The 24,547-nt window shown below is 45.0% G+C and carries 17 protein-coding genes; 7 read left to right on the forward strand and 10 right to left on the reverse strand.

From position 1 onward, the window contains the following. Positions 1-25: 25 nt before the first annotated feature. Complete coding sequence (locus F8C82_RS00280) at positions 26-841, reverse strand: DUF3108 domain-containing protein (RefSeq protein WP_151691441.1); 816 nt, start codon at positions 839-841, stop codon at positions 26-28. On the opposite strand from F8C82_RS00280, the gene F8C82_RS00285 reads away from it, so the two are divergent. Then, positions 840-1,949 (forward strand): glycosyltransferase family protein, encoded by a 1,110-nt coding sequence (locus F8C82_RS00285; RefSeq protein ID WP_170266093.1) that lies wholly within the window; start codon positions 840-842, stop codon positions 1,947-1,949. The two genes, F8C82_RS00280 and F8C82_RS00285, sit on opposite strands and share 2 nt — an antisense overlap. On the opposite strand, the gene F8C82_RS00290 is transcribed toward F8C82_RS00285, so the two are convergent. Further along, on the reverse strand, positions 1,914-2,960 hold the full coding sequence (locus F8C82_RS00290; protein WP_151691443.1) for a sensor histidine kinase: 1,047 nt from the start codon (positions 2,958-2,960) through the stop codon (positions 1,914-1,916). The two genes, F8C82_RS00285 and F8C82_RS00290, sit on opposite strands and share 36 nt — an antisense overlap. Positions 2,961-2,966: 6 nt before the next feature. After that, positions 2,967-3,653, reverse strand: coding sequence for a response regulator transcription factor (locus tag F8C82_RS00295; RefSeq protein WP_151692889.1), 687 nt, complete (start codon positions 3,651-3,653; stop codon positions 2,967-2,969). Between the two features lie 246 nt (positions 3,654-3,899). On the opposite strand from F8C82_RS00295, the gene F8C82_RS00300 reads away from it, so the two are divergent. The 4 genes from F8C82_RS00300 to F8C82_RS00315 all read left to right on the forward strand — a co-directional run bounded on the left by F8C82_RS00300 (position 3,900) and on the right by F8C82_RS00315 (position 14,863). After that, on the forward strand, positions 3,900-5,171 hold the full coding sequence (locus tag F8C82_RS00300; RefSeq protein ID WP_151691444.1) for a hypothetical protein: 1,272 nt from the start codon (positions 3,900-3,902) through the stop codon (positions 5,169-5,171). 82 nt (positions 5,172-5,253) lie between these two features. Next, the gene (locus tag F8C82_RS00305) at positions 5,254-8,064 is read left to right on the forward strand and encodes a TonB-dependent receptor (protein WP_170266094.1); all 2,811 of its coding nucleotides are present in this window, start codon (positions 5,254-5,256) and stop codon (positions 8,062-8,064) included. A 159-nt stretch (positions 8,065-8,223) separates the two neighbouring features. Then, positions 8,224-12,648 (forward strand): DUF5689 domain-containing protein, encoded by a 4,425-nt coding sequence (locus F8C82_RS00310; RefSeq protein ID WP_151691446.1) that lies wholly within the window; start codon positions 8,224-8,226, stop codon positions 12,646-12,648. Between the two features lie 529 nt (positions 12,649-13,177). Continuing rightward, positions 13,178-14,863 carry a T9SS type A sorting domain-containing protein gene (locus F8C82_RS00315; RefSeq protein WP_151691447.1) on the forward strand — a complete coding sequence of 562 codons (1,686 nt, stop codon included), beginning with the start codon at positions 13,178-13,180 and terminating at the stop codon, positions 14,861-14,863. A gap of 859 nt (positions 14,864-15,722) precedes the next feature. On the opposite strand, the gene leuS is transcribed toward F8C82_RS00315, so the two are convergent. The 4 genes from leuS to F8C82_RS00335 all read right to left on the reverse strand — a co-directional run bounded on the left by leuS (position 15,723) and on the right by F8C82_RS00335 (position 20,761). Continuing rightward, positions 15,723-18,470: a leucine--tRNA ligase gene (gene leuS / locus F8C82_RS00320; RefSeq protein WP_151691448.1), complete on the reverse strand. Its 2,748-nt coding sequence runs from the start codon at positions 18,468-18,470 to the stop codon at positions 15,723-15,725. A gap of 61 nt (positions 18,471-18,531) precedes the next feature. Then, positions 18,532-19,347: a hypothetical protein gene (locus F8C82_RS00325; protein WP_151691449.1), complete on the reverse strand. Its 816-nt coding sequence runs from the start codon at positions 19,345-19,347 to the stop codon at positions 18,532-18,534. Beyond that, the gene (locus tag F8C82_RS00330; protein WP_151691450.1) at positions 19,344-20,237 is read right to left on the reverse strand and encodes an ABC transporter ATP-binding protein; all 894 of its coding nucleotides are present in this window, start codon (positions 20,235-20,237) and stop codon (positions 19,344-19,346) included. The genes F8C82_RS00325 and F8C82_RS00330 overlap by 4 nt, the downstream gene beginning before the upstream one ends. Continuing rightward, positions 20,234-20,761 carry a hypothetical protein gene (locus F8C82_RS00335; protein WP_151691451.1) on the reverse strand — a complete coding sequence of 176 codons (528 nt, stop codon included), beginning with the start codon at positions 20,759-20,761 and terminating at the stop codon, positions 20,234-20,236. Before F8C82_RS00335 ends, F8C82_RS00330 begins: the two co-directional genes overlap by 4 nt. A gap of 78 nt (positions 20,762-20,839) precedes the next feature. On the opposite strand from F8C82_RS00335, the gene F8C82_RS00340 reads away from it, so the two are divergent. Continuing rightward, a complete protein-coding gene (locus F8C82_RS00340) occupies positions 20,840-21,331 on the forward strand; it encodes a DUF4442 domain-containing protein (RefSeq protein ID WP_151691452.1) in 492 nt (163 codons plus the stop codon). Positions 21,332-21,343: 12 nt separating this feature from the next. Here the strand turns inward: F8C82_RS00340 and F8C82_RS00345 are convergent, their stop codons facing one another. The 3 genes from F8C82_RS00345 to F8C82_RS00355 form a co-directional block, all read right to left on the reverse strand. Next, positions 21,344-21,784: a lipocalin family protein gene (locus F8C82_RS00345; RefSeq protein ID WP_151691453.1), complete on the reverse strand. Its 441-nt coding sequence runs from the start codon at positions 21,782-21,784 to the stop codon at positions 21,344-21,346. A 122-nt stretch (positions 21,785-21,906) separates the two neighbouring features. Then, positions 21,907-22,953 (reverse strand): 23S rRNA (adenine(2503)-C(2))-methyltransferase RlmN, encoded by a 1,047-nt coding sequence (gene rlmN, locus F8C82_RS00350; RefSeq protein WP_151691454.1) that lies wholly within the window; start codon positions 22,951-22,953, stop codon positions 21,907-21,909. 34 nt (positions 22,954-22,987) lie between these two features. Further along, positions 22,988-23,440: a hypothetical protein gene (locus F8C82_RS00355; protein WP_151691455.1), complete on the reverse strand. Its 453-nt coding sequence runs from the start codon at positions 23,438-23,440 to the stop codon at positions 22,988-22,990. Between the two features lie 105 nt (positions 23,441-23,545). Between F8C82_RS00355 and F8C82_RS00360 the strand changes: the two genes are divergently transcribed. Beyond that, positions 23,546-24,490: a T9SS type A sorting domain-containing protein gene (locus F8C82_RS00360; protein ID WP_151691456.1), complete on the forward strand. Its 945-nt coding sequence runs from the start codon at positions 23,546-23,548 to the stop codon at positions 24,488-24,490. Positions 24,491-24,547: the final 57 nt, after the last annotated feature.

Genomic DNA, 24,547 nt, shown 5'->3' on the forward strand with positions numbered 1-24,547 from the left:
CGTTAACATAGGTTTTGAACAGGACTTATCTGTAAATTCTCATCGGGTGTGCTAGGTTGGCGTACTTGGTTAGCTCAACCGTAATGCTACCCACAGCTAGCTCTGATTTCAGTTTGATGGGAATACGGTTTTTGTCGTTGCTCACCCAAATCGTCATGGACTCTTCTTCCTTAAACACTCTACCTTCTTGAACCACGGGAGTGAATTTCATACAGTTTACGGAGAAGTCATCTAGCTCAACGCGTTCCACTCCGCCATATCGCAAGATGAAAGGAAAGGTTTCGTGATCTAGGAATACAGGGATGTGAATTTCATCACCTATGGCAATTCCTTTAACATCCATGCTTCTCGCGTAGTAAAACGCAGAGAAGATATCTTGCATTTGTTGATCCAATTGAAACACGGTGTCTCGCTTATACGTGTCGGTTGCAGTGAGATCATCCTGGTTGAAGTAGATGTGTCGATTGATGGTGTAACCGCCCTCGTCTACATCTCGAATAAACTCAAGTGGGTGCAACTCGGAAGTGTCCATATAGGTCTCATAACGATCTTCGGTATGGAAAAACCAATCGGTCATCCCTGTGGTTCTGCCGGTTCCTACCATGTGAAACACAGGCTTCTTGTTTCTTTCGGTGATGCTTTTTACTTGGAGTTCTGCTTCCCCAGCTTTTACAAAACCGTATTGAATATTGTATTGAAGTTTCTCGCCAGCTTTGAACGGTAAGTCGGCGTTAGATACGGGTTTGAAGTCGGTTCTCTTGGCCGCCATTTGACTCGCTTGGAAAGAATACGCCACACAATGTGATGCGAGGAGGACGGCTATGACGCTTAATTGTTTCATGTTCGTGATATTTGTGTTCTCTAACTGGAATCCAAAACGCGTGCCAGAGCAAGCTCAAAGTTTAAAACGAAAGAAAATCTTATTCGTTGTCCTCAACTGGGGGCTCGGGCATGCTACGCGTACAGAGGTGCTGATACGTGAGGCTTTGGCTCGTGGAGCCGAAGTTCACATTGCATCTGATGGCGATGCATTGGCCGTTCTCATGCAGAGTTTTCCAAAGCAGATCTTCCATGTTCTTTCCGATTACAAGATTCGGTATCGATCTGGATTTAGAAATCTTCCTAGCTTGATTTTGTCGATTCCCCGTGTGATGCGAATGCATTTTAGAGATGTTCGAACCATTCGAGAATTGCATTTGCGCTATCAATATGACGGGGTGATATCAGACAATAGACCCTCGGGATTGTTGGTTAAAGTGCCCTCCGTTTACATGACGCATCAGTTGCGAATTCGAGCAAGGTGGTTGAGCTCTATACTCACCCATGGACATCGAATGATGTACCGAAAATTCGATGAGGTGTGGGTGCCTGATTTGAAAGATAGAGTTTTGTCTGGAGCTTTGAGCAAGCCGATTTCCAAGCGGATGAAGGTACGTTACATTGGCCCACTTTCGAGACTGGACAAAGTGGAGCCCACTGAAAGAATCCCGTGGGCGGCGGTGCTTAGCGGGCCAGAGCCCCTGCGATCGGAATGGGAGAAAGAGCTGTTAGAAGTGCGTGTGCAATTGCCGGAAGGAGGGGTCATTGTTCGAGGAAAGCCCGAGGAGCATTTGCAAGAGGAAGGCGTGATAAACTATCTAGATCGAGAAGGTCTATCTCAATTGTACGCCAATGCGGAAGTCGTTGTGTGTAGATCGGGGTATTCGTCTCTTATGGATTTACTGGCATTGAATAAGAAGGCTCTTTTGGTGCCTACGCCAGGTCAATTGGAGCAAGAGTACTTAGCCGTGCATTCAACGAGGAACAATTGGAGAGTAGGGGAGCAAGGCGTGGTGGATTACCAGACAATGTTGAACGAAGTGATGTCGATTCAAACCGAGGATAAGGAAGCGATAGCATCCCTGCCCACAGATTTATTTCGCCTTTTTCAGGGTAAAGGAGAAAGTTGATCCAACGCCTTCAGTACTGCGAACATTAATGGTTTGCTTGTGTGCGTCGATGATGTGCTTTACAATGGCAAGACCGAGTCCAGAACCCGCGATGTCTCTTGAACGGCTCTTGTCCACACGGTAAAAACGCTCAAAGATTCGTGGTACATCATTTTCGGGAATACCCAGTCCGTCGTCAGACACTTCGATGAGGTATTTGTCGGCCATATCAAAAATGCCAATCTCAACGTAGCCATTGGTCTTGCTGTATTTCACCGCATTCATCACCAAGTTAGAGAGTACTTGCTCAATGCGATTTGGGTCGCCTTCCACTTTGATGGGCTTGTCGTATTCCTTCTTGTATTTCAGTTTGATATTCTTCTCAGCGGCTTTTTCTTCCACCATTTCGAATACTTCCTTACATACTTTAAGAATGTCGAACGACTGCTTGCGGACATCCATCACACCTGATTCCAACTTATTCAAGACGTCCATATCTTGAACAAGATTGATCATTCTTTCAACGCTCTTGTTGGCGCGGTTCAGGTATTTCATGTTGATTTTTGGATCGTCGATTGCGCCGTCCAACAGAGTTAGAATATACCCTTGAATATTGAAGATGGGCGTTTTCAACTCATGTGATACGTTTCCGATGAATTCTCTTCGGAATGATTCGCGTTCCTTCAATTCTCGAATTTCTGTGAATCGCTCTTCCGCCCATTCACTCACTTCGCGCTCCACTGTTTTTAGGTCGGATGATTGGGCGATTAAATCCTCTTCTTCGTCAGAGCCTAGCTTTAATTCGTGGATGTTCTTGTAAATCAACTTCACCTTGGCATAGATGAATTGAAGAATCACGAATCGAACGGCGAGGAAGCACACGCTGGTAACGCCGATAAACATGCCGAGCATCATGCCGTAACTCACGGGCAAGCTGAGCAAGAGCGAACCGAGCCAATATCCCAATGAGGATAGAATCCCCAGTAGGATGGCTACTACGGCGGCAAGAAGTTCAGGACGTTCTACTCGCATGGAAGATCAATCTTCGAATTTGTATCCTACTCCTTTAATGGTGCGGATCTTTTCATCTCCAATTTTCTCGCGGAGTTTGCGAATGTGAACGTCGATGGTACGTCCTCCTACAATCACATCGGTACCCCAAATCTTGTCCATAATTTCCTCGCGAGAGAAAACCTTACCCGGACGAGAAGCGAGTAGGGAAAGAAGTTCGAATTCCTTACGAGGAAGGTCAAGTCGCTCACCTTTCAAGCGAACTTGATACTTCTCTTGATCGATCACGAGATCGCCAAATTCCACTTTCGTTTCGGTTTCTTCTGTTCCGTTGTTGATGCGGCGCATAAGCGCTTTCATACGACTGATGAGAACCTTTGGCTTGATCGGCTTAGTGATGTAATCGTCTGCTCCAGCCTCAAAACCTGCAACCTGACTGTAGTCTTCTCCGCGGGCGGTAAGGAAAGCAATCAATGTGTTCTCGAGTTCAGGAATCTTGCGGATAACGTCACAGGTTTCAATGCCGTCCATTCCTGGCATCATTACATCTAATAAGATGAGGTGTGGACGATGTTTTTTGGCTTTTTCAACAGCTTCTTCACCGTTGTTAGCCGTCTTTACTTTGAATCCTTCTTTTTCAAGGTTGTAGCCTACGAACTCTAGGATATCCGGTTCGTCATCCACTAAAAGGATCTTCATTTCACTTGTCTCCATAGTGTCTATGGTATCGGTAATCATACGAGCAAAATGCTCTATTAGACGGGTCAAAAATACTCATAAATCGGCCCGCCCCCTCGGCTTAACAATTACATAACCAAAGGTTACAATAACTTCAAAAATACGCACAGTTCTTCACAATTAAGCTGTTTATCGCTACATAACCTTCAACCTGACTTAACAGGGGCTTAACCTTGCCGCTCAACCTTTGCACCGTTCGAAACACACAAACAATTCTAAGAAATGGACACTCTTAAAAAATTTAGCAAAATCGCCCTTGCAGCTGTTGTAGCTGTTGGTATGGCTTCTTGTACTGAAGAAAAAGGTGGTGATGGCGGATCAAAACCAACCTCTAACGTAATCGTTTCTGGTTTGATCAGCTCTAACACGACTTGGTCTTCTGATAACATCTACCAATTGGCTGGTCGCGTTGTAGTTGACGAGAATGTTACTCTAACTATCGAGCCAGGTACAATCATTAAAGGTCAAACTGAAACTGGATCACTTGCATCTGTATTGATCATCTCACGTGGTGGTAAGATTGATGCGGAAGGTACTGCAGCTAATCCAATCATCTTCACTTCTTTGGATGACAACATCGAAAAAGGTCAGAGAGTGGGTACAAACCTTTCTCGCACTCAAAACGAGCTTTGGGGTGGTTTGATCATCTTGGGTAAAGCTCCGATCTCTGCTGAGAACGGTGACACTGAAACTAACATCGAAGGTCTTCCAGCTAACGAACCTTACGGTCTTTACGGTGGTACAGACGTAAATGACAACTCAGGTACTCTTAAGTATGTATCTGTTCGTCACGGTGGTACTACTATCGGTGAAGGAAACGAAATCAACGGTATCACTTTCGGTGGTGTTGGTGCAGGTACTGTAGTTGATCAGGTTGAAGTTTACGCTACACTTGACGATGGTATCGAATGTTTCGGTGGTTCTGTAAACATCAACAATGCTCTTATCTACTTCCAAGGTGATGATGGTGTTGACTTGGATATGAACTACTCTGGTACTTTCACAAACTTCGCTGTAATTCATGGTGATGGAATCGGTACGGATGAAGGTTTGGAAATTGACGGTCCTGAGAACTCAACGTATACTAACGGTATGTTCTCTTTGGTAAACGGTACAGTTACAGCACTTGGTAACGACGGATCACCTGCTGACCTTAAGTCTAAAGCTCAAGGTACAATCACAAACGTGAAGTTCTCTTACCCTGACGGTGCTACTTTGAAAGTACGCGCTTCTTACCAAAACGATTGTGCAGATTCTAAGACTGACGCATTCACTCACTTGACTGACGCAACTCCAACTTTGGTAATTGCTGGTTCTGAGTTTGACGGTGGAGTATCTGTATACACAGGTTCTACTGATAACAACGACGTAGACTGTACAGTTCCTGCTGTTGACCAAACTGCTGCTGAAGCTGTAGTGGTTTCAACTACTGCAACAGGTGCTGATATGTCAGTATGGTCTTGGACTTGTGCTTCTGAAAGAGGTGAGCTTTAATCCAAAACGGATCTAGAAGAACTCAAAATAACCTATCGCGGTCCACAGAAACCGCGATAGGTCTTTTTATAAAATGTGCGGAATGAAGAAGACAATTTTCACTTCACTTTTTGTTCTTATCGGACTTGCTGCCTTTGCCCAAACGGGTCTATTACGCGGTACTATTATCGATAAGCAATATGGAGAGCCAGCTATCAACGCCTTGATTAAGGTTGAAGGTACAAGCATCCAAGGACTCACTGATTTTGACGGAAATTACTCCGTAACGGTTCCTGTTGGAACCTACACTGTTCGTGTTTCTTCTTTTGGTTATTCTGATTTCGTTGTAAGCGGAGTGACCATTACCGAAGGAAAAGTGACCATTCAAGATGGTGTTCTAGAACCCGCCAGCGAAGTCATCGGTGAAATCACCATTACGGCTCAAGCTTCTCGCAACAGCGAAGCGGGGATTATGATTCAAAGAAAGAACGCGTCTAACGTAATGGATGGTCTTTCTTCTCAATCATTCCGTCGCGTGGGTGACGGTAACTTGAGTGCTGCTATTGGTCGTGTAACCGGAGTTTCGGTTCAAGATGGCAAGTATGTTTACGTTCGTGGTCTAGGTGATCGCTACACGAAAACAACGCTAAATGGAATGACTATTCCAGGTCTTGACCCTGACAAGAACGCGGTTCAAATCGACATCTTCCCTACGAAAACACTCGAGAACGTAATGATCTACAAAACGTTCTCTTCTAATTTATACGGTGATTTTACCGGTGGTCTGGTAAACGTGGAAACCAAATCGTTCCCAGAGCACGCTACAACCCAACTTAGTGTTGGTGCTACGTATATCCCAACCATGCACTTCAACAATGACTTCATTCTTTACGATGGAGGTTCATTCGATTGGGCTGGTTTTGATGATGGTGGTCGATCTTTTCCTATGAGCAAGTTTGAGCGTGTTCCGGCTGCTCCGAACGCGACATCTACCGAACTAACACGTGGGTTTGGAAAGCAAATGGCCGCTCAATCAGCTACGGCGATTCCAAATATGAGCATCAGCTTCAATACTGGGGATCAGATCAATTCGGAAAGTGGTCGTACTTACGGCTATAACTTTGTTGTGAATTACCAGCTTCAGAATACTTTCTACGAGGATTATGAAAGCAATACATACCTGAAGCCGATCGGGAATACCGATACGGAGCTGTTCCGCGATGAGCGCCGTGTAGGTGCTTTGGGTCAGCGTACAGCACAATGGAGTGCTTTGGGGTCAGGTGCTATGAAGTGGAACACAAACTCTCTTGAGTTGCTTGTTCTTCACTCTCAAAGCGGTGAATCTTCTGCGGCTCGTCGTACGGCACAGAACTACAATCAAACAGGAGCAACACTTCTTGAGGACATTCTTACCTACAGTCAGCGTTCTCTCACCACCGCCATGGTTATTGGCAAGCACAAGGTGGGTGATTGGAACTTGGAGTGGAACAATGCATTCACAAAGTCGCGCGTGTACGATCCAGATTTCCGTACAACTTCCATTTCTATTACTGGAGGTGATACCAGCTTGAGCGTAGGTAACGGAGCGGGGATCAACCGCTTCTGGAGAGATTTGAACGAATGGAACGAAAGTGCTCGTCTTGATCTTTCCAAGAACTGGGGAGAAACAGGCAAGTTGAGCTTCGGTGGAGTAGTTGTGTTGAAGAGTCGTGATTTTGAGATCTTGAACACCAACTTCCGAAGAGGAAATACTTCGGACATTGACGTGAATCCGGATTGGTTCTTTGAGGACGAGAACATTTACTCTGCTTCTAACCCTGATGGTACATATGTACGTTACAACTACGAGGCATCGAACTCATTTACTTCGGGTCAGCAAGTGTACGCTGGTTACATCCAGAATGAGCACAATGTTCTTCTTCGCTTGAAGTTGATCTATGGATTACGTGTTGAGCAAGCAATGATGACCTACACTGGGGAAACACAGCCAGGTCCATCTTACGAAGTATACGATAAAGCAGAAACCTTGAATGAACTCAACTTCCTTCCAAGCTTTGCTGCTATCTACGACTTGAACGAAAGCATGAAATTGCGTGCTTCTTATGGTCGCACATTGGCCCGTCCATCCTTTAAGGAGAAATCAGCTGCACAGATCTTCGACCCAATTTCTAAGCGTACATTCATCGGTAACTTGGATTTGGAGCAAACAACAGTGAACAACTTCGACCTTCGTTACGAATGGTTCTTTGAAGGTGCAGACGTATTTGCAGTTTCAGGTTTCTACAAGAACTTCACCAACCACATTGAGATGGTGTCTTATCAAACAGCTCCAGACAACTTGAGTCCACGCAATGCTGGAAGTTCAACTGTATTTGGTGCAGAAATAGAATTGAGCAAGTCGCTTGCATCTCTTGGTGGTTTCTTTGAGAAATTGAAAGTTGGAGGTAACTTCTCATACGTTGAATCTCGCGTAGATCTTCACAGTGTAATTGTAGACGACAATGGTACTACTGAGTACGAATTGCGTCAGCAATACTTGAGAGATGGTGAAGAATTGAAGGACTACCGCTCAATGGCAGGTCAGGCTCCTTACACATTTAACTTCAACTTGAACTACGGCGATCCTGAAACGGGAACCAACGTGAGTGTTGCTTACAACGTTCAAGGTACTTTCCTTGCGATTGTAGGTTCAGGCCGCGTGCCAGATGTATACACAGTGCCATTCAACAGTTTGAATGTGAATGCCTACAAAGACTTTGGTTCTGAAAGACAGCACCGCATCACTTTGGGTGTTCAGAACGCATTGGACGGCGAGAGACATAATGTTTATCGCTCATTTGGTGCGCAAGACGAAACGTATTCGCGTTACAAGCCAGGGGTTGGTGTTACTGTGAAATATTCATACACCTTCTAATAGATACAGTAGAGGTCCATTTCTATTGATAATCAGCAATCGCCTCGGAGAAATCCGGGGCGATTTCTTTTTTTGCATGTTTAAGATTGAGGTAACAATGCCAACGTCCGTTCAGTATATAACTTTTGTACATTTGTGGGGCATCATAAAAACCAACTGATGAGGAAGTTAATTACTCTTTTCACGGTTTGCCTTGGCTTAACGGCTGTAGGACAAACCTCACACACCGTCAACGTGGGCGGTAGCGGAGCAAGTTTTGCTCCATCTTCACTTGTGATCAATGCAGGTGATACTGTCTATTGGGATTGTACAGGAGGAACGCATAATGTTGACGGAACATTGGCAACTTATCCTAACAATCCGGTAGGATTTGGAAATGGGGCTGCTGCTTCATCTCCTTGGAGTTACTGGTTCGTTTTCAATACGGCTGGTACGTATAGCTACGAATGTACTCCTCATGCAGGAGGTGGTATGACCGGAACAATTACTGTTAATTCAAACCCTCTAACTGGATTAGTTAGTCAGAGTTTTGAAGGTTCAGATTCTTGGACCTATTCGATTTCTCCAGCTACTTATAACACTAGTGGAGACGTTTGGGCAACAGTTTCTTCATTGAGCTCTATCTCTCCTTCTGCGGGATCTAGCTTCTGGGGTATTCAAGATTTGAACAACCCAAATGGTGGTGGAGCATTTGTTCACACGATGGATTTTGACGTTGTAGACATTTCAGGTATTTCAAACGTATATCTTGAATTTGATTACAGTACCATTGGGTTTGATGGGCCAGATTCAATTGGCTACGTAATTGAAACCAATAATGGAACCACTTGGGGGCCGCTATCACAACTTGATAAGAATACTGGAGGCTCTTGGTCTACTGTTTCTCACAAATTGCCTGCCGGTACTCAGTATGTTCGCCTTCGTATTCTTGCAGCTCAAGATGGAGGTGGCGACTACGCAGGAATTGACAACGTACAATTGGTACAAGGCCCTGCTTATCCACTTGAAGATATTTCAGCGCTTACTCCACTAGATGCGAACAACGTTCCAACTCGTGATGGTGATACGGTATACATTCAAGGTACTGTATTTACTATTGATTACGACGGAAACGCTGGTTACAGCTTCTACATCCATGACGGTACAGACGGAATTAACGTTTACCGTTCTTCAGACTATGGAACGTACACGAACCCAATGATGGGTGACCAAGTTGAAGTATTGGGTCGTGTTGATTTTTACAATGGTCTGACTGAAATTCTCGTTGACTCCATCTACCTTGTGAGTGGTGGAAACGCTATTCAAGCTCCGACCGTAGTTACAACTCTTGATGAGACTACTGAAAGTGAATTGATTCGTATGAACGGAATGACCTTGGTTAGCCCTTCTCAATGGGGTTCAGGTTCATTCAACGTTGATATCACAGACGGTACCAACACATTCACTATGCGTATTGATAGCGATTGTGACTTGAGCGGAACTCCTGCTCCAGTGGGTACATTCGATGTAATTGGTGTTGGTAGTCAATATGACAACAGCTCGCCGTATACTTCAGGATACCAAGTATTCCCTCGTATTATTGAAGATATCGCTTATGTAACAGCTACATTGGACACTTTGTCTGCAGTAGATGCAAATGGAGTGGCTGTTCACGATGGTGATTCTGCACTTATTTCTGGTGTTGTGTTCACTGTTGATTACGACGGCAACGCGGGTTACTCTTTCTACATTAAAGACGCAACAAGCGGAATCAATATTTACCGTTCTTCAGATGTTTCTGGTTATCAAGTTGCTTTGGGTGACTCTATCCGAGTTTGGGGTGTAGTTGATCAATACAATGGCTTAACTGAATTTGTCCCAGATAGCATTCAATTGATGAAAACGGGTGTTGACTTTGGTGCACCAATGACGGTTACTTCTCTTGGTGAAACAGAAGAAAGTGAATTCATCCGCATCAACAACCTTACTCTTGTAACGCCTTCTCAGTGGGTTACTTCGGGTTCATCTTTCAACGTAGATGTAACAGACGGTACCAATACATACACAATGCGTATTGATAGCGATGTGAATATCGCAGGTACTGCTGCTCCAGTTGGATCATTTGACGTTATTGGTGTAGGTAGCCAGTTTGATAACAGCTCACCATACACTTCAGGATACCAAATCTTACCGCGCTTCACGCAAGACATCATCGCTTCTGGTGCTGTTCGTGCTATTGAGCCAATTGCTAGTGTTGATGTTTCTGATGCAACAGGATTCCCGACTCGTGACGGAGATACCGTTGCTATCCGTGGGGTTGTTTACTCTATCGATTTTGACGGTAACGCAGGTTACAGCTTCTACATGCAAGATGCAACAGGCGGTATAAACGTCTACAGAAGTTCCGATCTTCCTAACTACACTTCTCCAATGAAAGGTGATAGCCTTGAGATTGTAGGTACGGTTGATTTCTTCAATGGTTTGATTGAAGTTGCTCCAGACACAATCATCGTATTGGGAACAGGTGCAGCAGTGGCAGCTCCAACAGTTCACACAAACCTTGGAGAGTACAACGAAGGTGACTTTGTTCGCGTAAATGGATTGACTTTGGTTACACCTTCACAATGGGCGTCCTCAGGTTCATTCAACGTGGATGTAACGGACGGTACAAATACTTTCCAACTTCGTGTTGACAGTGATGCAAACTTTGGTTCATTCCCTGCGCCAACCGGTATGTTCGACGCAATTGGTGCTGTTGGTCAGTACGACAATAGCTCCCCATACCTTTCAGGTTACCAGTTGTTTCCACGTGATACAAACGACATCATTCCAGCGGTTGCAACTACACCAACAGTAAACTTTGTAAGCAACAGTGTTTCTGCCCTTGAAAGTGCAGGTACAATTGATGTGAAACTTTACATTGCTCCAACAGCATCTACTTCAGAAACAGTTGACCTTGTGTTCACAATCGGGCCAGGCGTAACACTTCCAGGTGATGGAATGATTACTCCAACTCCAAACTTGACTACAGGTGCATTGACGATGACTGTTCCTGCTAACGGTGATACCATTTCATTCGCAGTATCTATTGTTGATGATGCATTGACAGAGAACGATGAGTGGTTTGACGTTGTAATTTCAGGCGCATCTAGTGGCTTGACGGTTGGTGCTATCGACAGCATGCGATTTACTGTAATCGACAACGATGTTGTGATTCCTACTTACACTATTGATCAGATTGATGGTCGTGATGCAAACTGTGCGATCGACTCATCTTTGCTTTATGTGAAACTGAATGCAGTTGTAATGGGTGTTGACCTTCAAGGTGCAACGTCAAGCAACAGTGCATTTACCATTTGGGACGGTGAAGGTTTCGGTGTATTTGCTGGAGGTTTGAACTTCACAGTTACAGAAGGTGATTCAATTCGTGTGATTGGTGAACTAGACGAGTACAATGGTTTGGCTCAGATTTATGCCGACTCAATCGTTGTGATCAAGTCAGGTTCAACTCTTCCTACTCCAATGGTGATTACTTCACTTGACGAGACAACAGAATCTGAATTGGTTCGCTTCAACAATGCAACCTTAGTTGACCCAACCCAATGGGGTAGCGGTTCATCTGGTTTCAACGTTGATATCACCAACGGTACAGATACTATCACCATGCGTGTAGATGCTGACGTAGCTGACGTTTATGCTATGCCTGCTCCAATCGGTACGTTTGATGTGATTGGTATTGGTGGTCAGTTTGACAACAGCGCTCCACGTTGTGAAGGTTACCAGTTGTTGCCACGTTACATGGCAGACATCATCCTTCCAGAGCCACCAACTTACGATCTTCACATTTCTGAAGTGATGGCGAACAGTAATGACGCTAATGGTTTGAATCAAGATTGGTTTGAAATCACGAACTACTCTACTACAGAGACGTACAACCTTGCGAACTTCTCATTTGATGATAACAGCGAGATTGATGGTTTGAATGTATTCCCAAGTGTGACTATCGCACCAGGTGAGGCAATCGTAGTTTGGGAAGGTAATGCTGCAGATGAGGCTAGCTTCATCGCCAACTGGAACATCGTAAACGGTGCTCCACAAATCATCTCTGTAGATGAATTGACCAACGGTTCATTCCCAGGCTTGAGCTCATCTAGTGATGCGGTTGTATTGTACGATAGTAGCTCGAATGTAATCGAGATTTGTAAAGTAGAATACACCAGTACCATTGCAGGTTTCGCACTTGAGTTTGACACTGCTTGTGCCTTCTCTGCCTTCGCAGTGGACGGAGTGAACGGTGCCCATACAGCAAACGGTGGTGATATCGGTTCTCCGGGTAATGTTGCTCCAGGCATCGGCTTGAGTGAGGCTAACTTGGCAAACGTTCGTGTATTCCCTAACCCAACTGCAGGTTTGGTAAACATTGAGTTGCCGTTCGAAGGAGCGAAAGACATCCGTGTGATGGATATCCGCGGTGCTGTCCTTTCAGTTGAGTCTACTCGCGAGTCTAGACTTCAGCTTGACCTTACACAGTTTGATGCAGGTGTTTACATGCTTCAGATTTCTACAGGAGACGCTCACCGCGTAGTTCGCGTGATTCTTCAATAAGTAGACATACTTTATATAGAAAGCCGTTCCTCGAAAGGGGAGCGGCTTTTTTTTTGCTGTTAACTGTTAGCCGGTGTATTGCAACTGTTGGCTAGTGGCAGCGAGTATCTATGTGTAGTTACGCTTCAGAACGGTTTCTACTTAGGTGCTTAGCGGCTGTTGATGCTCTTTGCGGCCAACTCGTGGACTTTCGCAATTGGCATGAAGTGAAGGGTTACGTGGTTTTTCTCAATTGATTTTCGGATGCAAGACTGATACGGAGTTGTGATATCGCTCCTTGTGTTTATGAATTGGGGTTGTGCAGATATTTGTCCTGACTGGGAATATTTATTTCACATAAAGTTGAATATTATTCATAAAACTATAGGAAATAACACTGTATTTACATGTTGTCTATGGGATTAATCCTACAGAAAACGTATAACTATTTGCGTTTTAAATGGATGAGATTTATTGTCGTAAAACAGGAATATTATAGGTTAAAGAAAAATGGATGTATAGCTTTATTTAAATTTTTAAAATCTCTCTTATGAAAAAATTATCAAGATTATTAACAGCGTTAGCCTTAGTATTGGGGATGCAGGGCTATTCTGCTATTACGGACACTTACGGAGATAACTTTGCCGTAGTAAGAACTACTACTTCTACTACAGGTAGCATAAGTTCTCTAACGAGGTATCAACTCTCAGGTCTTGCATCTGGTTGGTATACCGTAAAGGCTGTTGAGTCTGGGCCGTACATGAGTAATGCTAGAATTACTGATAGCCAGTATATCTATGGTCAAGATGGACAAATGTTTATTTCGGGAAACAAGTCCATTGGTATCCGATTTGACTACGATCTTCCATCTTGGAATTGCATTAATTCTACGATCACGATTGAAATTCGCAATTATTTGGGAACTCTGGTTGTGTCAAAGAATATCAATGTTGTAGTGACATTGAAGCGAGATTGTGCATGGTTTAATGAGGAGATTAATTCTAATTATGCCGTTCCAAAACCGCTTGTAAACTTCGGTGTATTGTATGATGGAAGTGACCGTACGTATTATGCGGCTCAAGATGGGTCAAGCGTGGCACTTCATTATGCTAGCTCTTCATCATTCGGTAAGTGTGTGTCTTCTAGTGGGAGCTATTTCACCTTGTCTTCAACAGGTACAAACTTCCAAATCAACGGTTCTACCATTTACATGATTGGTAACAACAACAAAATCTACAAGGCAGATATTGATGCGGCGAATGGAACGTATACGTATAGTTTTGCCAATGGCAATGAACTAGAAGTTAGAGCAGGTTCTGATATTCAAGTAAGTCCTGTTGGCAACATCTTTTACATTGGTACAGACAACAAGGTGCGTGTAATTACGGGACCGGCCGGTTGGCAGCATGCTCCGGTATTGCAGCAAGCTATTGATGCTCGTTCTGGATCAGACCTTGTTTTTGGTGATGGCAAACTGTTCTATGTTGGAACAGATAACTATATCCATTACTTAACCTACAATCACACCATTAATGAGTGGTTGTCATACATCGCAAATACGTATGCAATTGCTCCAAAGGCAAATACAGAAATGGCTTATGGTGATGGTTATTTGTTCTATATCGGTACTGATAACAAAATGCATTATATCGATGGTCCAAATAGTACGGATCAAGGTGTTATGAATTCTAGTGCTCCTAACGCATATGTATCTGGTAGAATGGGGATGGAGTATTTCAATGGTCGAGTACAATACTTTACTTCTGATCGCAAGAGCTTTGGTCTAGATTGGAACGGAAGTTCATGGTCATATGCTACTCCAGATTACTGTGTTCAAGGTCGTGTTGGGACTGACCTTAGCTTAGGTAGCGGATTGATGATATTTGTCAATGATCACGATCGTGCCTTGGATGCTTTCAAGTGGAACAACACAGGTTGTAAAACAGACGGGAATGCACAGCGTCCAATTGGACATACTTACAAAGACCATGACCTTAATTTGGCAAGCGTAGAATTGTATCCGAACCCGACAACTAATGGGTTGGTGAACCTAACATCTGCCACATCAGGTAGCTATACTATTTCATCTGTTGATGGAAGAGTTGTTATGGAAGGAACAGTTTCTGTAGCTGGTACTCATGAGGTTCAAGTTCAAGACCTTCAGAAAGGAGTTTATATTTTGAACTGGCAAGGAGATAATGGCGTTGCTGATGTGCAGCGTATCGTTGTCCAGTAAGAATACGTTCTTATAACTGCAGAGCCGTTCCTCGAAAGGGGAGCGGCTTTTTTTTTGCTGATTGCAGACCTACGGATAAAGACTCACATGATGAGTGGTGTTTTAGGTGAACTGCTCATGAGTGATGTGTTTGGATTTCTCATTTTGTTCCATTTCGTCACATTCTGTTTCCCATCGCGTTGCGCGACCGTCTGGGTATACGGTTACCTAAGGGGCAAGAGGAGTTATTGAGACTAATGATCTATCACTATAGAGGATGATGAGGTTCCCATCGATGCGATAGAGGAGGCTCCACTTCATAAGGTGGAGGATCTTGCCAAAGAGTCGACATTTCAGATGGAAAGATCATCTCAGAAAAGATCAACTCCCATTTCAGAGGAACGAAGTACTTCGAAAACAGTAAATAGTAAGGGGAGAGAGCGGCAGAGGAGAGAACAGCGGAGAAGGCTTCCGAAGCAGATGAGGATTACAGCCACTGGAGAACCGGGTTAAGTCTGTTTTTAACTTTGGTCAGTATGTTCTTTTCAATAGCGTCGGTTATTATCCAAATAACCTGACTATTGGGAGGGGCTCCTGCGGCCTTCTTAGCAGGCTTTGCCCTCTTGGCATTAGCCTTCGCTTATTTATTGCTGCGCTACGATCGCAAGCACGCACCTCGTGAAACGATGTTCATGAAGCTAACCTTCAGTGTGTTCTTCTTGGCTCCAGTTGCGTGCGGTATTGCTGTTCTAAGGTTGTTGGCGGACCTCAGACATCAGTCACCTGTCACCCGTCACCAACCCCTAAAACTCCTAAAACCACTTAAACCCCTAAAACCCCTTAAACTCCTACAACTTCTCAACCTCTCAAACCAACTCTACTACCCCACAACAATATTCACAATTCGTCCCGGTACTACAATCACCTTGCGAACCTGAACGCCTTCGAGCCATTTCTCAGAACGCTCGTCGGCCATGACAGCTTCTTCAATGCCTTTACGGTCAAGATCTGCTGGAACGGAGATGTTGTAACGAGTCTTGCCGTTGAACTGTACAGGGTACTCAATGGAACTTTCTACCAAGTACTCTTCGTTGTGCACTGGGTAGGGCTGTTGGGTAACACTTGGGTCGTTGCCCAATACACTCCACAATTCTTCTGCGGTATGCGGCGCGAAAGGAGAGAGGAGAATGGTCAGCTCTTTCAAGATGCTGCGCTTGTTGCACTTCAAGCTCGTGAGTTCGTTTACGCAAATCATAAACGCACTAACTGAAGTGTTGAAAGAGAAGTTCTCAATGTCTTCGTTCACTTTCTTGATACAAGTGTGAAGGGCTTTCAACTCTTCAGCAGTCGGTTGTTCATCACTGATATTGTTGAACAAGCGCTCTACCTTCTTCAAGAAGTTGCTTACACCCGTAATACCCTTGGTGTCCCACGGCTTACTTTGCTCAATCGGGCCCAAGAACATTTCGTACATGCGAAGGACATCGGCACCGTGTTCCTCGACGATGAGGTCAGGGTTCACAACGTTGTACTTCGACTTCGACATTTTTTCAACCTCGCGACCTACTTTGTAAACGCCGTCTTCCAACTCGAATTCAGCATTCGCATATTCAGCATTCCAAGATTTGAACGCATCGATGTCCAATTCATCCTTGTCGTTCAACATAGAAATATCGGCGTGTAATCGGCTTACTTCGCGATTTCCAACCAATCCTTTTGAAACAAATGTGTTGCTTCCTTTCAAGCGATAAACAAAGGCACTCACACCCTGGATCATCCCTTGATTCACCAACTTTTTGAATGGCTCTTGTGTGTTCACATAGCCACGGTCGGCCAAGAACTTATGCCAGAAACGAGCGTAGAGGAGGTGACCTGTGGCATGTTCGGAACCGCCAACGTATAAATCGACGTTCTCCCAGTAGTCCACGTTTTCTTTAGAAGCGAACTCGGTGTGGTTCCCTGCATCCATATAGCGCAGGTAGTACCAGCTAGAGCCCGCCCAACCCGGCATGGTGGTGGTTTCAAGTGGGTGGCCTTCCGGTGTTTTCCAATTGTTAGCTCGCGCCAATGGTGGTTCGCCGTCTTCCGTTGGAAGATATTTGTCTACTTCTGGAAGGGTGAGCGGAAGTTGATCATCACTCAAGGTCTTTGGAATGCCATTTTCGTAATACACCGGAATGGGTTCCCCCCAATAGCGCTGTCTACCAAAAATGGCATCGCGTAAACGGTAATTCGTTTGGCCTTTGCCAATGCCTTTGCCTTCAATTTCAGCAATGGCTTTGGCAATGGCTTCTTTTACTTGAAGTCCATTCAGGAAGTCGCTGTTCATCAACGCACCTTCCTTAGCGTCTACCGCTGCTTCTTGCACATCACCGCCTTCTACAACCTGAACAATTGGAAGTCCGAATTCACGTGCGAAGGCGTGGTCGCGGGAGTCGTGTCCTGGAACGGCCATAACCGCACCTGTACCGTAACCCGCTAGGACGTAATCCCCAATCCATACAGGCACTTTTTCGCCAGAGAACGGGTGAACAACAAACGCACCTGTAAAGGCGCCGGTCACGCTTTTGGTATCCATCATACGGTCGCGTTCAGAACGACGAGCCGCTTTTTCTTTATACGCTTCAACCTCTGCTTTTTGAGCATCGGTTGTAATTACATCTACCAACTCGTGCTCTGGTGCCATCACCATAAAAGTCACGCCAAAAATGGTGTCGGGACGTGTGGTAAATACTTCGATGGTTTCATCGTGGCCATCAATGGCAAAGTGAACACTCGCTCCTTTGGATTTTCCAATCCAGTTGCGCTGTGTTTCTTTCAAGGCTTCGCTCCAATCAATGGTGTCTAGTCCTTGGAGAAGGCGTTCAGCGTAAGCCGAGATACGCATGCTCCACTGCATCATTTTCTTTTGAACAACAGGGAATCCACCACGCTCTGAAACACCGTCTTTTACTTCGTCGTTAGCAAGCACAGTGCCGAGCTCTGGACACCAGTTTACCATAGATTCTGAACGGTATGCCAAACGATAGTTGAGTAGGGTTTCGCTCTGCTGAACTTCGTCCATTGCTTTCCATTCTTCCGCAGTAAACGAAAGAGGTTCAGAGCAATGAGCGTTGATTCCCGCTGTACCCTTGCTTTCAAATGCAGAAACTAATTCCGCGATATCGCGTGCTTTATCGGCGTCCACATCGTACCATGAATGGAACAGTTGGATGAAGATCCACTGTGTCCACTTGTAGAATTTCGGATTGCTGGTTCGTACTTCACGGTTCCAGTCGAATGAAAAACCAATGCGGTCAAGCTGCTTGCGATAACGCTGAATGTTGTTTTCAGTAGTAATGGCAGGATGCTGACCTGTTTGAATGGCGTATTGCTCTGCCGGGAGTCCAAAGGAATCGTATCCCATAGGATGCAACACATTGAATCCCTTGTGACGTTTGAAACGCGCATAGATGTCACTGGCGATGTATCCCAGTGGGTGGCCAACGTGTAACCCTGCTCCAGATGGATACGGGAACATGTCAAGTACGTAGAACTTCGGTTTATCCGAATTCTCTTCTGCCGCATACGTGTTGTTAGCGGCCCAATACTGTTGCCATTTGGCATCTATATCGCGATGGTTTTCCATGAGCTCAATTTGTGCCCGCGAAAATAACGCATTCCGCACGGAGTCTCAAGCTTTCAGGCGCTTATCGCAAATCTCTCTTGGTAGTCAACAGATTGTTCACAAAGAGCAAGATGACTGCCCAAACAGCACCGAGAGCCAAGGTCTGCGGGTCAACGTGATCTGGAGTGAGTTGGAAGATGTATTTCCCAAACGGTACAGGGACAACATCCCACGAAATGGTGACAGGTAAATATGTGTGCACCTCTGATTCATTCCAAAGGTTGATTCCCCAAAATGTTGGAACCAAAACGTAGAGATAGACAAGGAATAATAAGATAGTCAGACCCACTTTCCGAAACACGTTGATGAAGAGCATCGCCAAATTGAGCTGGAGAAAAACGTGTAATGCATAACCATACACGAAATCCATATGTCCAGTTACACTGGACCAAGAGGTGTCGCTCGACAACATGTATCCCACTGTCAATCCCATAGCAATGAGGAGTGCAGTGCTCAATAGCGTTAATGTGAGCAACAGAATTTCCTTGGAAATGAAGTATTCCGTTCTACTCATCCCATCTATGATGTTTTGACGAATGGTTTTCTCCTCCCATTCTTGTCCCACGTTCACAATGACTATGATGGAGAGCAAGAGCGTCATGAGTTTGTAGACATACGTCAAATTGTGCCATAAATCGGTGAAGCTAAAGATGGGTAGCATGCTCGCATCAAACCCCAAATTGGTGTACAGTTCTGCTCCTTGTTCAGCAATCCAGGAGATGGCCTCGTTAAAGCCAAACGGAACGGCTATAAAGGCGATCAACCAAAGTCCCATCATCCACTTGAAATAGCGAGACTTGCTCAGTTTGAGCCATTCTATAGAGAATAATCGCATCATGATTGTGATTTCAAGAGTTCGAGGAACTTCTCCTCCAATGTATTTCTTCTTTCGGCCAATTGGGAGAGGATTAACCCTTTGTCCATCATGCTTTTGTTGATCTCACTGCCTGAAATAGATGGGTCAATTTGAACGAGAAAGGCGTTATCGGTCGGTTTAATGCCCTTCACAAAAGAGGTTTCTGAAAGGGCGGCTTGTAGGGCATCTAGATCCTCTGAAGCCAATTCCCATCCGCCGTTTCCAGCGAGATCAGCAGCAACATTTCCCTTGTGGATACACTTACCGCTTTGTAGAACAGCATATTCGCTGCATACCTTTTGAACTTCGTCTAGCAAGTGAGAGGCTAGTATGATGGTCTTGCCACTCGCCGCAATCTCTGTGATCAGTCGGCGTATATCGTGTATCCCTTCTGGGTCCAATCCATTGGTGGGTTCATCCAAGATCAATACATCGGGATCCGCTACTAAAGCAGATGCAATGGCCAAGCGTTGCTTCATCCCTAAACTATAGTTCTTAAATGGATCTCGACCTCTTTCGCCTAAACCTACAAATTGCAGGACTTCGTCAATTCGATCCAGTCCTTTTTCCTTGATCTTTGCCGCAATTTTTAAGTTTTGCGCACCTGACAAATGAGGATAAAAGATGGGTTGTTCCAGAATTGCGCCTACTTTTTTACGGGCAGAACTCCCGCTGATCCCATCAAACCAGGTGAAGTTGCCCAGTGTTGGACGAATCACGCCAAGTACCATTCCCAATGTGGTCGTTTTTCCACTACCGTTTGGGCCGAGAAGTCCGAAGACTTCACCGGATGGAATGGAAAGGTTGAGTTCGTTTACGGCCGTAATTCGGCCGTATCTCTTGGTTAGAGATGCAGTTTCGAGTACGGTCATTTTAGAAAGGGGATGTTGAGGTTTCCGTTCATCATTCCGAGCATCATAGCACGGGTGATGTTGGAGCGCAAGTTGTCTCCGCGAATTTCTGTGAGTTCAATGGTTTCTGCATCGCTCTGGCGGACAATGAGTATGAGTTTGAGCTTGTTGTCAATGCTTTTTCCCAATACTCGGACAGAGCCTTCGCCCTCATAAAGTGGAGGGAGAATAGTTTCATATCCTTCTAGTGCATCCACTCGTTCTTGCAGTGCAATGGCTGAAATGCAAACGGCCGTGTCTCGAATACCTCGAACTGGAGAGAATTGCTTTACATCATAAATTCCATAGGCTATGGAAGCTGCTGTTCCGGAGGAGTCCATGGATGTGAATGCGCTTACGATACTTGGACTGTAGTAGCTGAAAGCGTTGCTCGGCATGCCTTCTTCATGCAATTCCTCTACAAGCCCATCAGGATAGGAAGGGCCACATGCTGTAAAAAGAAAGAGGAATGGAAGGAGCCGAATGATTCTCGAAGGGGAAATCATATGCGGTGTAGTTTTCCGAATTAGAGTCAGGTAGCAAAATGTGTAACGAGTACATCATTCATTTCTTATCTTCTCGCGATGGAAATGAACAGCAAGCAAGATAAGCTTTTAAGACGTCTTCGAAACAAGTGGGTTTTCCGACTCTTTACACGGAAGATGGTTCCCGCAGCAGCAAGGGCAGGAGTCAGGTTTGTGGAAATGGACGGCGAGAAGTGCACGATTCTGGTTCCCAATTTGAAGCGAAACCGGAATCCATTCAGAAGTATGTATTTCGCGGTTCAAAGCATGGGGGCTGAAATGTCAACGGCCCTTCTTGCCATGTTTCACCTAGAGGCTCACCATGCTTCTATCGCGTGGATTGTGATTGATTTCAAGGCCGACTTCCCCACCAAAGCGATTTCTGATGTTACTTTCACTTGCGTGGATGGGGAAAAGGTTCGAGAGGCCATCCAACGCGCAGCTGAAGGGGAAGAGGCACAAGTGGTTGAATTGAAAACCGTGGGGACCACTTCTGATGGTACAGTGGTTTCCAATTTTCAGTTTCGTTGGTCTTTTAAGAAACGAGGTTGATTTCTGTGCCGCTTATTCGGATTTGGAATAGTGCAAGAAGAGGTCTCCTTCTACCACCTCATTCGATATAGTGTTTCGATAAGGTTGCACTGCGATCATTTCAGAATCAGTGAGTTCCGAAACGATGTACACAGTAGTGTCCATGTTGAGAATAACGGAGAGTTGATTTCCATCGAACACATAGTTTCCGTCTGCCGTGTAGCTTCTGCGGGCATTCGTTACCGCCAACGTTCGGTCTTCATTTAAGATCAACACAGAGTTTTGGTGTAGGTTCTTGCTATCAATCACCTGTTGACGGTGATTACCATTAGAAGATTCAACAAAGTCTACCGACGTTCCAACCCAAGTGCCAACAATAGAAACAGAGTTCTCCGAAGCTTCCGAAGATTCATTGGACGTGCAGCTTGCCAATACGCTGGCCAGTACTACAGCTGAAAGGAGGATGCGCTTCATTCTGAATGTCTTTAGCAGAATTTCTGTTGATGATACAACGAAGATACTACAGGAAACGCTTCAGTAGAGTTCACCCCGCACTATTCCAATCGACTTTTACAGCGTAAAGAAATTCGAAGACCTTAGGCTTCGAGTTCGGTCTTATTTGCAAGTTGACCACAAGCTGCATCGATGTCTTGACCTCTACTCTGACGAACTTTTGCAATCACGTCTACTGCAGCGAGTGCCTTTAGGTAAGCATCAACACGATCTTGGGGAGCTTGGTTGTAATCGCCGTTGTCAATAGGGTTGTATTGGATGATATTCACCTTACAAGGAACTTTCTTCACAAAGTTCACCAAGGCGGCAATTTCCTCATCACTGTCATTTACACCGGTCCAAACCACAAATTCAAAAGTCACCTTTCTGCCTGTCACTTTATACCAATGTTGAAGCGAGGCTAGCAAATCGTCCAAGTGATTTTTGGAAGCCAAGGGCATGATGCGCTCCCGGGTGGATTGAACTGCTGAATGAAGGGAAACAGCTAGATTGAAACGAACTCCATCATCGGCTAATCGCTCAATCAGCTTTGGTATACCTACGGTGCTGAGAGTAATACGTCGAGCTGCCATTCCAAGGCCCTCTGGTGAGGTGACTTTATCCAAGGCTTCCAATACATTTTTGTAATTCAGGAGGGGTTCCCCCATTCCCATCATTACAATATTGGTAAGTGGTCGATTAAAGTATTCTTCCCCTTGTTTCTTGATGGCCACCACTTGATCGTAAATCTCATCTGGATTCAAGTTGCGCATTCGCTTTAAACCTGCCGTGGCACAGAAATCACAGTCTAAACTGCATCCAACTTGAGAGGAAACGCACGCGGTGATTCGCTTTTCGGTTGGGATGAGAACACTCTCTACCACCAAACCATCATGTAGTTTAACGGCATTCTTGATCGTGCCGTCGGTAGATCGTTGCATTTGATCCACCTCTACATTGTTAATCACAAAGTTTTCATCCAGCACTTCGCGGAGGGCTTTCGACAAGTTCGACATTTCGTCAAAACTCACGTGCGACTTATTCCAAAGCCAGTCGTAGACCTGATTGGCTCGGAATGCAGGGTGGCCATTATCGGTGAACCATTGCTTGAGTTCTTCTCGTGAAAGTGCGCGGATATCTTGCTTGCTCATCGCGACAAAGGTACAAAGCCCTTTTGCAATCGGTTCACTTTGTTGATGTCAAAACTCTCCATGAGTCGCATGCCATACCACACTTTGCGAAATCATACATGTACAGCGAATCTCCAAATAGTTTGATGTCTGTGTACTGAAGAGTGCTGCCGCCTCCGCTAGCCGTGAAAATGGTGCTGTCTGAATGAAGCGTGAACTCTTTTGACCAGTTCTCGCTTGGGTCGAGTTTGAGTTCAAGCTCTAGAAGCATGCAACTGTCGCACTCTCCTTTAGATACATGTATCACTCCTTCGTCATATGTGGTTTGACTGAAGGTTGTCCAACCGGTCGTTGAATCGACCCATTGCGGGTAGGTGATGTGATAATAGTAGTCACCGGTATAACTTCCAGTGAAGTTGTCACGATAATCCTCTGTTACGTCTTCTGTTTTCCGACAAGCGACGAGAATGGTGACTAAGGCTAAGAAGCTGAAGAATGCGCTTTTCATGAGAGAGGATTTATGCTTGTTAACGTGGAATGAAAGTAACAAATTTCTGTGTAATCTGTAAGGAGGAGGGTAGTAGAACGACTGAAGGGAATAAGCCAAAAACATATGAAAGCAATCTTACTTACCCTCGCATCGTTCTTCACTTTACACGCTACCGCTCAAGTCCCTAAGGCCATCGTGGTAGAACATTTTACAAATTCGAGGTGCAGCATTTGCGCCAGTAGAAATCCAGGGCTTTACACCAACCTAGACGCCAACCCTGAGGTGATGCATATCGCATATCACCCGAGTTCTCCGTATTCGAATTGCATCTTTAGTCAACACAACCCATCTGAGAACGACCTTCGTACTAATTTTTACGGTGTTTATGGGGCGACTCCACGAATTGTGATTAATGGAGATGTTACCAACAAGAGCTTTACGAGTTCAGACTTGTTTGATCCCTATAAGAATGCCATGTCTGAATTTGATGTTCGATTGACTCATCGACTCACTGTGGATAGCGTGCATATTCGATTGGTGGTGAAAGTTGTCGCTCAAGGAAGTTCTCAATTTCAACTGACCGTTGGAGTGGCAGAAGACACGGTTTATTACAATGCACCGAACGGCGAAGGAACTCATTACGATGTTTTTAGAGAGTTTGCCGTTCACGATCAGATGTATGCAGCGGCAACAGTGGGAGATTCTACGGTTTATGAGTGGAGTTTAGCCCGAAGAAATGCATGGAACGGAAATGCACTCTATGCTTACGCCCTTCTTCAGGATAGTTCAACAGATGACCTTCTGCAAGCGGGCAGATCTGCAAAAGTTGCCAACAGCATAGGAATGGGAGAGATGCGGGCAGAGGATTTTCGCATATATCCAAATCCAGCCTCCACGGTAGTGAAGTTTGAAAAGTTTGTCCATTTCTCGCTGTTCGACATGACGGGTAGAGAGGTGCGAGAAGGTTTTGCAGATGGAATGGAGGTTCGCCAACTGCCAAGTGGTGTTTATATACTTCGGCTCAATGTAGAAGGTGAGAGCATTGTTCGTCGGCTTATTGTTGAATAGAGCACAAAAAGAAACCCCCGACGTTTGCCGGGGGTTTTTATGTGTGGACTTGTGATG

It is taken from the genome of Phaeocystidibacter marisrubri (genome assembly GCF_008933165.1).
GTDB classification, from domain to species: domain Bacteria; phylum Bacteroidota; class Bacteroidia; order Flavobacteriales; family Schleiferiaceae; genus Phaeocystidibacter; species Phaeocystidibacter marisrubri.

Bases quoted from the DNA above. Each gene is read 5' to 3' on its own strand.
- F8C82_RS00280 (WP_151691441.1), bottom strand. From the start codon at position 841: ATGAAACAATTAAGCGTCATAGCCGTCCTCCTCGCATCACATTGTGTG.
- F8C82_RS00285 (WP_170266093.1), top strand. From the start codon at position 840: ATGTTCGTGATATTTGTGTTCTCTAACTGGAATCCAAAACGCGTGCCA.
- F8C82_RS00335 (WP_151691451.1), bottom strand. From the start codon at position 20,761: ATGATTTCCCCTTCGAGAATCATTCGGCTCCTTCCATTCCTCTTTCTT.
- F8C82_RS00290 (WP_151691443.1), bottom strand. From the start codon at position 2,960: ATGCGAGTAGAACGTCCTGAACTTCTTGCCGCCGTAGTAGCCATCCTA.
- F8C82_RS00355 (WP_151691455.1), bottom strand. From the start codon at position 23,440: ATGAAAAGCGCATTCTTCAGCTTCTTAGCCTTAGTCACCATTCTCGTC.
- rlmN (WP_151691454.1), bottom strand. From the start codon at position 22,953: ATGAGCAAGCAAGATATCCGCGCACTTTCACGAGAAGAACTCAAGCAA.
- F8C82_RS00295 (WP_151692889.1), bottom strand. From the start codon at position 3,653: ATGGAGACAAGTGAAATGAAGATCCTTTTAGTGGATGACGAACCGGAT.
- F8C82_RS00300 (WP_151691444.1), top strand. From the start codon at position 3,900: ATGGACACTCTTAAAAAATTTAGCAAAATCGCCCTTGCAGCTGTTGTA.
- F8C82_RS00310 (WP_151691446.1), top strand. From the start codon at position 8,224: ATGAGGAAGTTAATTACTCTTTTCACGGTTTGCCTTGGCTTAACGGCT.
- F8C82_RS00305 (WP_170266094.1), top strand. From the start codon at position 5,254: ATGAAGAAGACAATTTTCACTTCACTTTTTGTTCTTATCGGACTTGCT.
- F8C82_RS00340 (WP_151691452.1), top strand. From the start codon at position 20,840: ATGGAAATGAACAGCAAGCAAGATAAGCTTTTAAGACGTCTTCGAAAC.
- leuS (WP_151691448.1), bottom strand. From the start codon at position 18,470: ATGGAAAACCATCGCGATATAGATGCCAAATGGCAACAGTATTGGGCC.
- F8C82_RS00360 (WP_151691456.1), top strand. From the start codon at position 23,546: ATGAAAGCAATCTTACTTACCCTCGCATCGTTCTTCACTTTACACGCT.
- F8C82_RS00345 (WP_151691453.1), bottom strand. From the start codon at position 21,784: ATGAAGCGCATCCTCCTTTCAGCTGTAGTACTGGCCAGCGTATTGGCA.
- F8C82_RS00315 (WP_151691447.1), top strand. From the start codon at position 13,178: ATGAAAAAATTATCAAGATTATTAACAGCGTTAGCCTTAGTATTGGGG.
- F8C82_RS00325 (WP_151691449.1), bottom strand. From the start codon at position 19,347: ATGATGCGATTATTCTCTATAGAATGGCTCAAACTGAGCAAGTCTCGC.
- F8C82_RS00330 (WP_151691450.1), bottom strand. From the start codon at position 20,237: ATGACCGTACTCGAAACTGCATCTCTAACCAAGAGATACGGCCGAATT.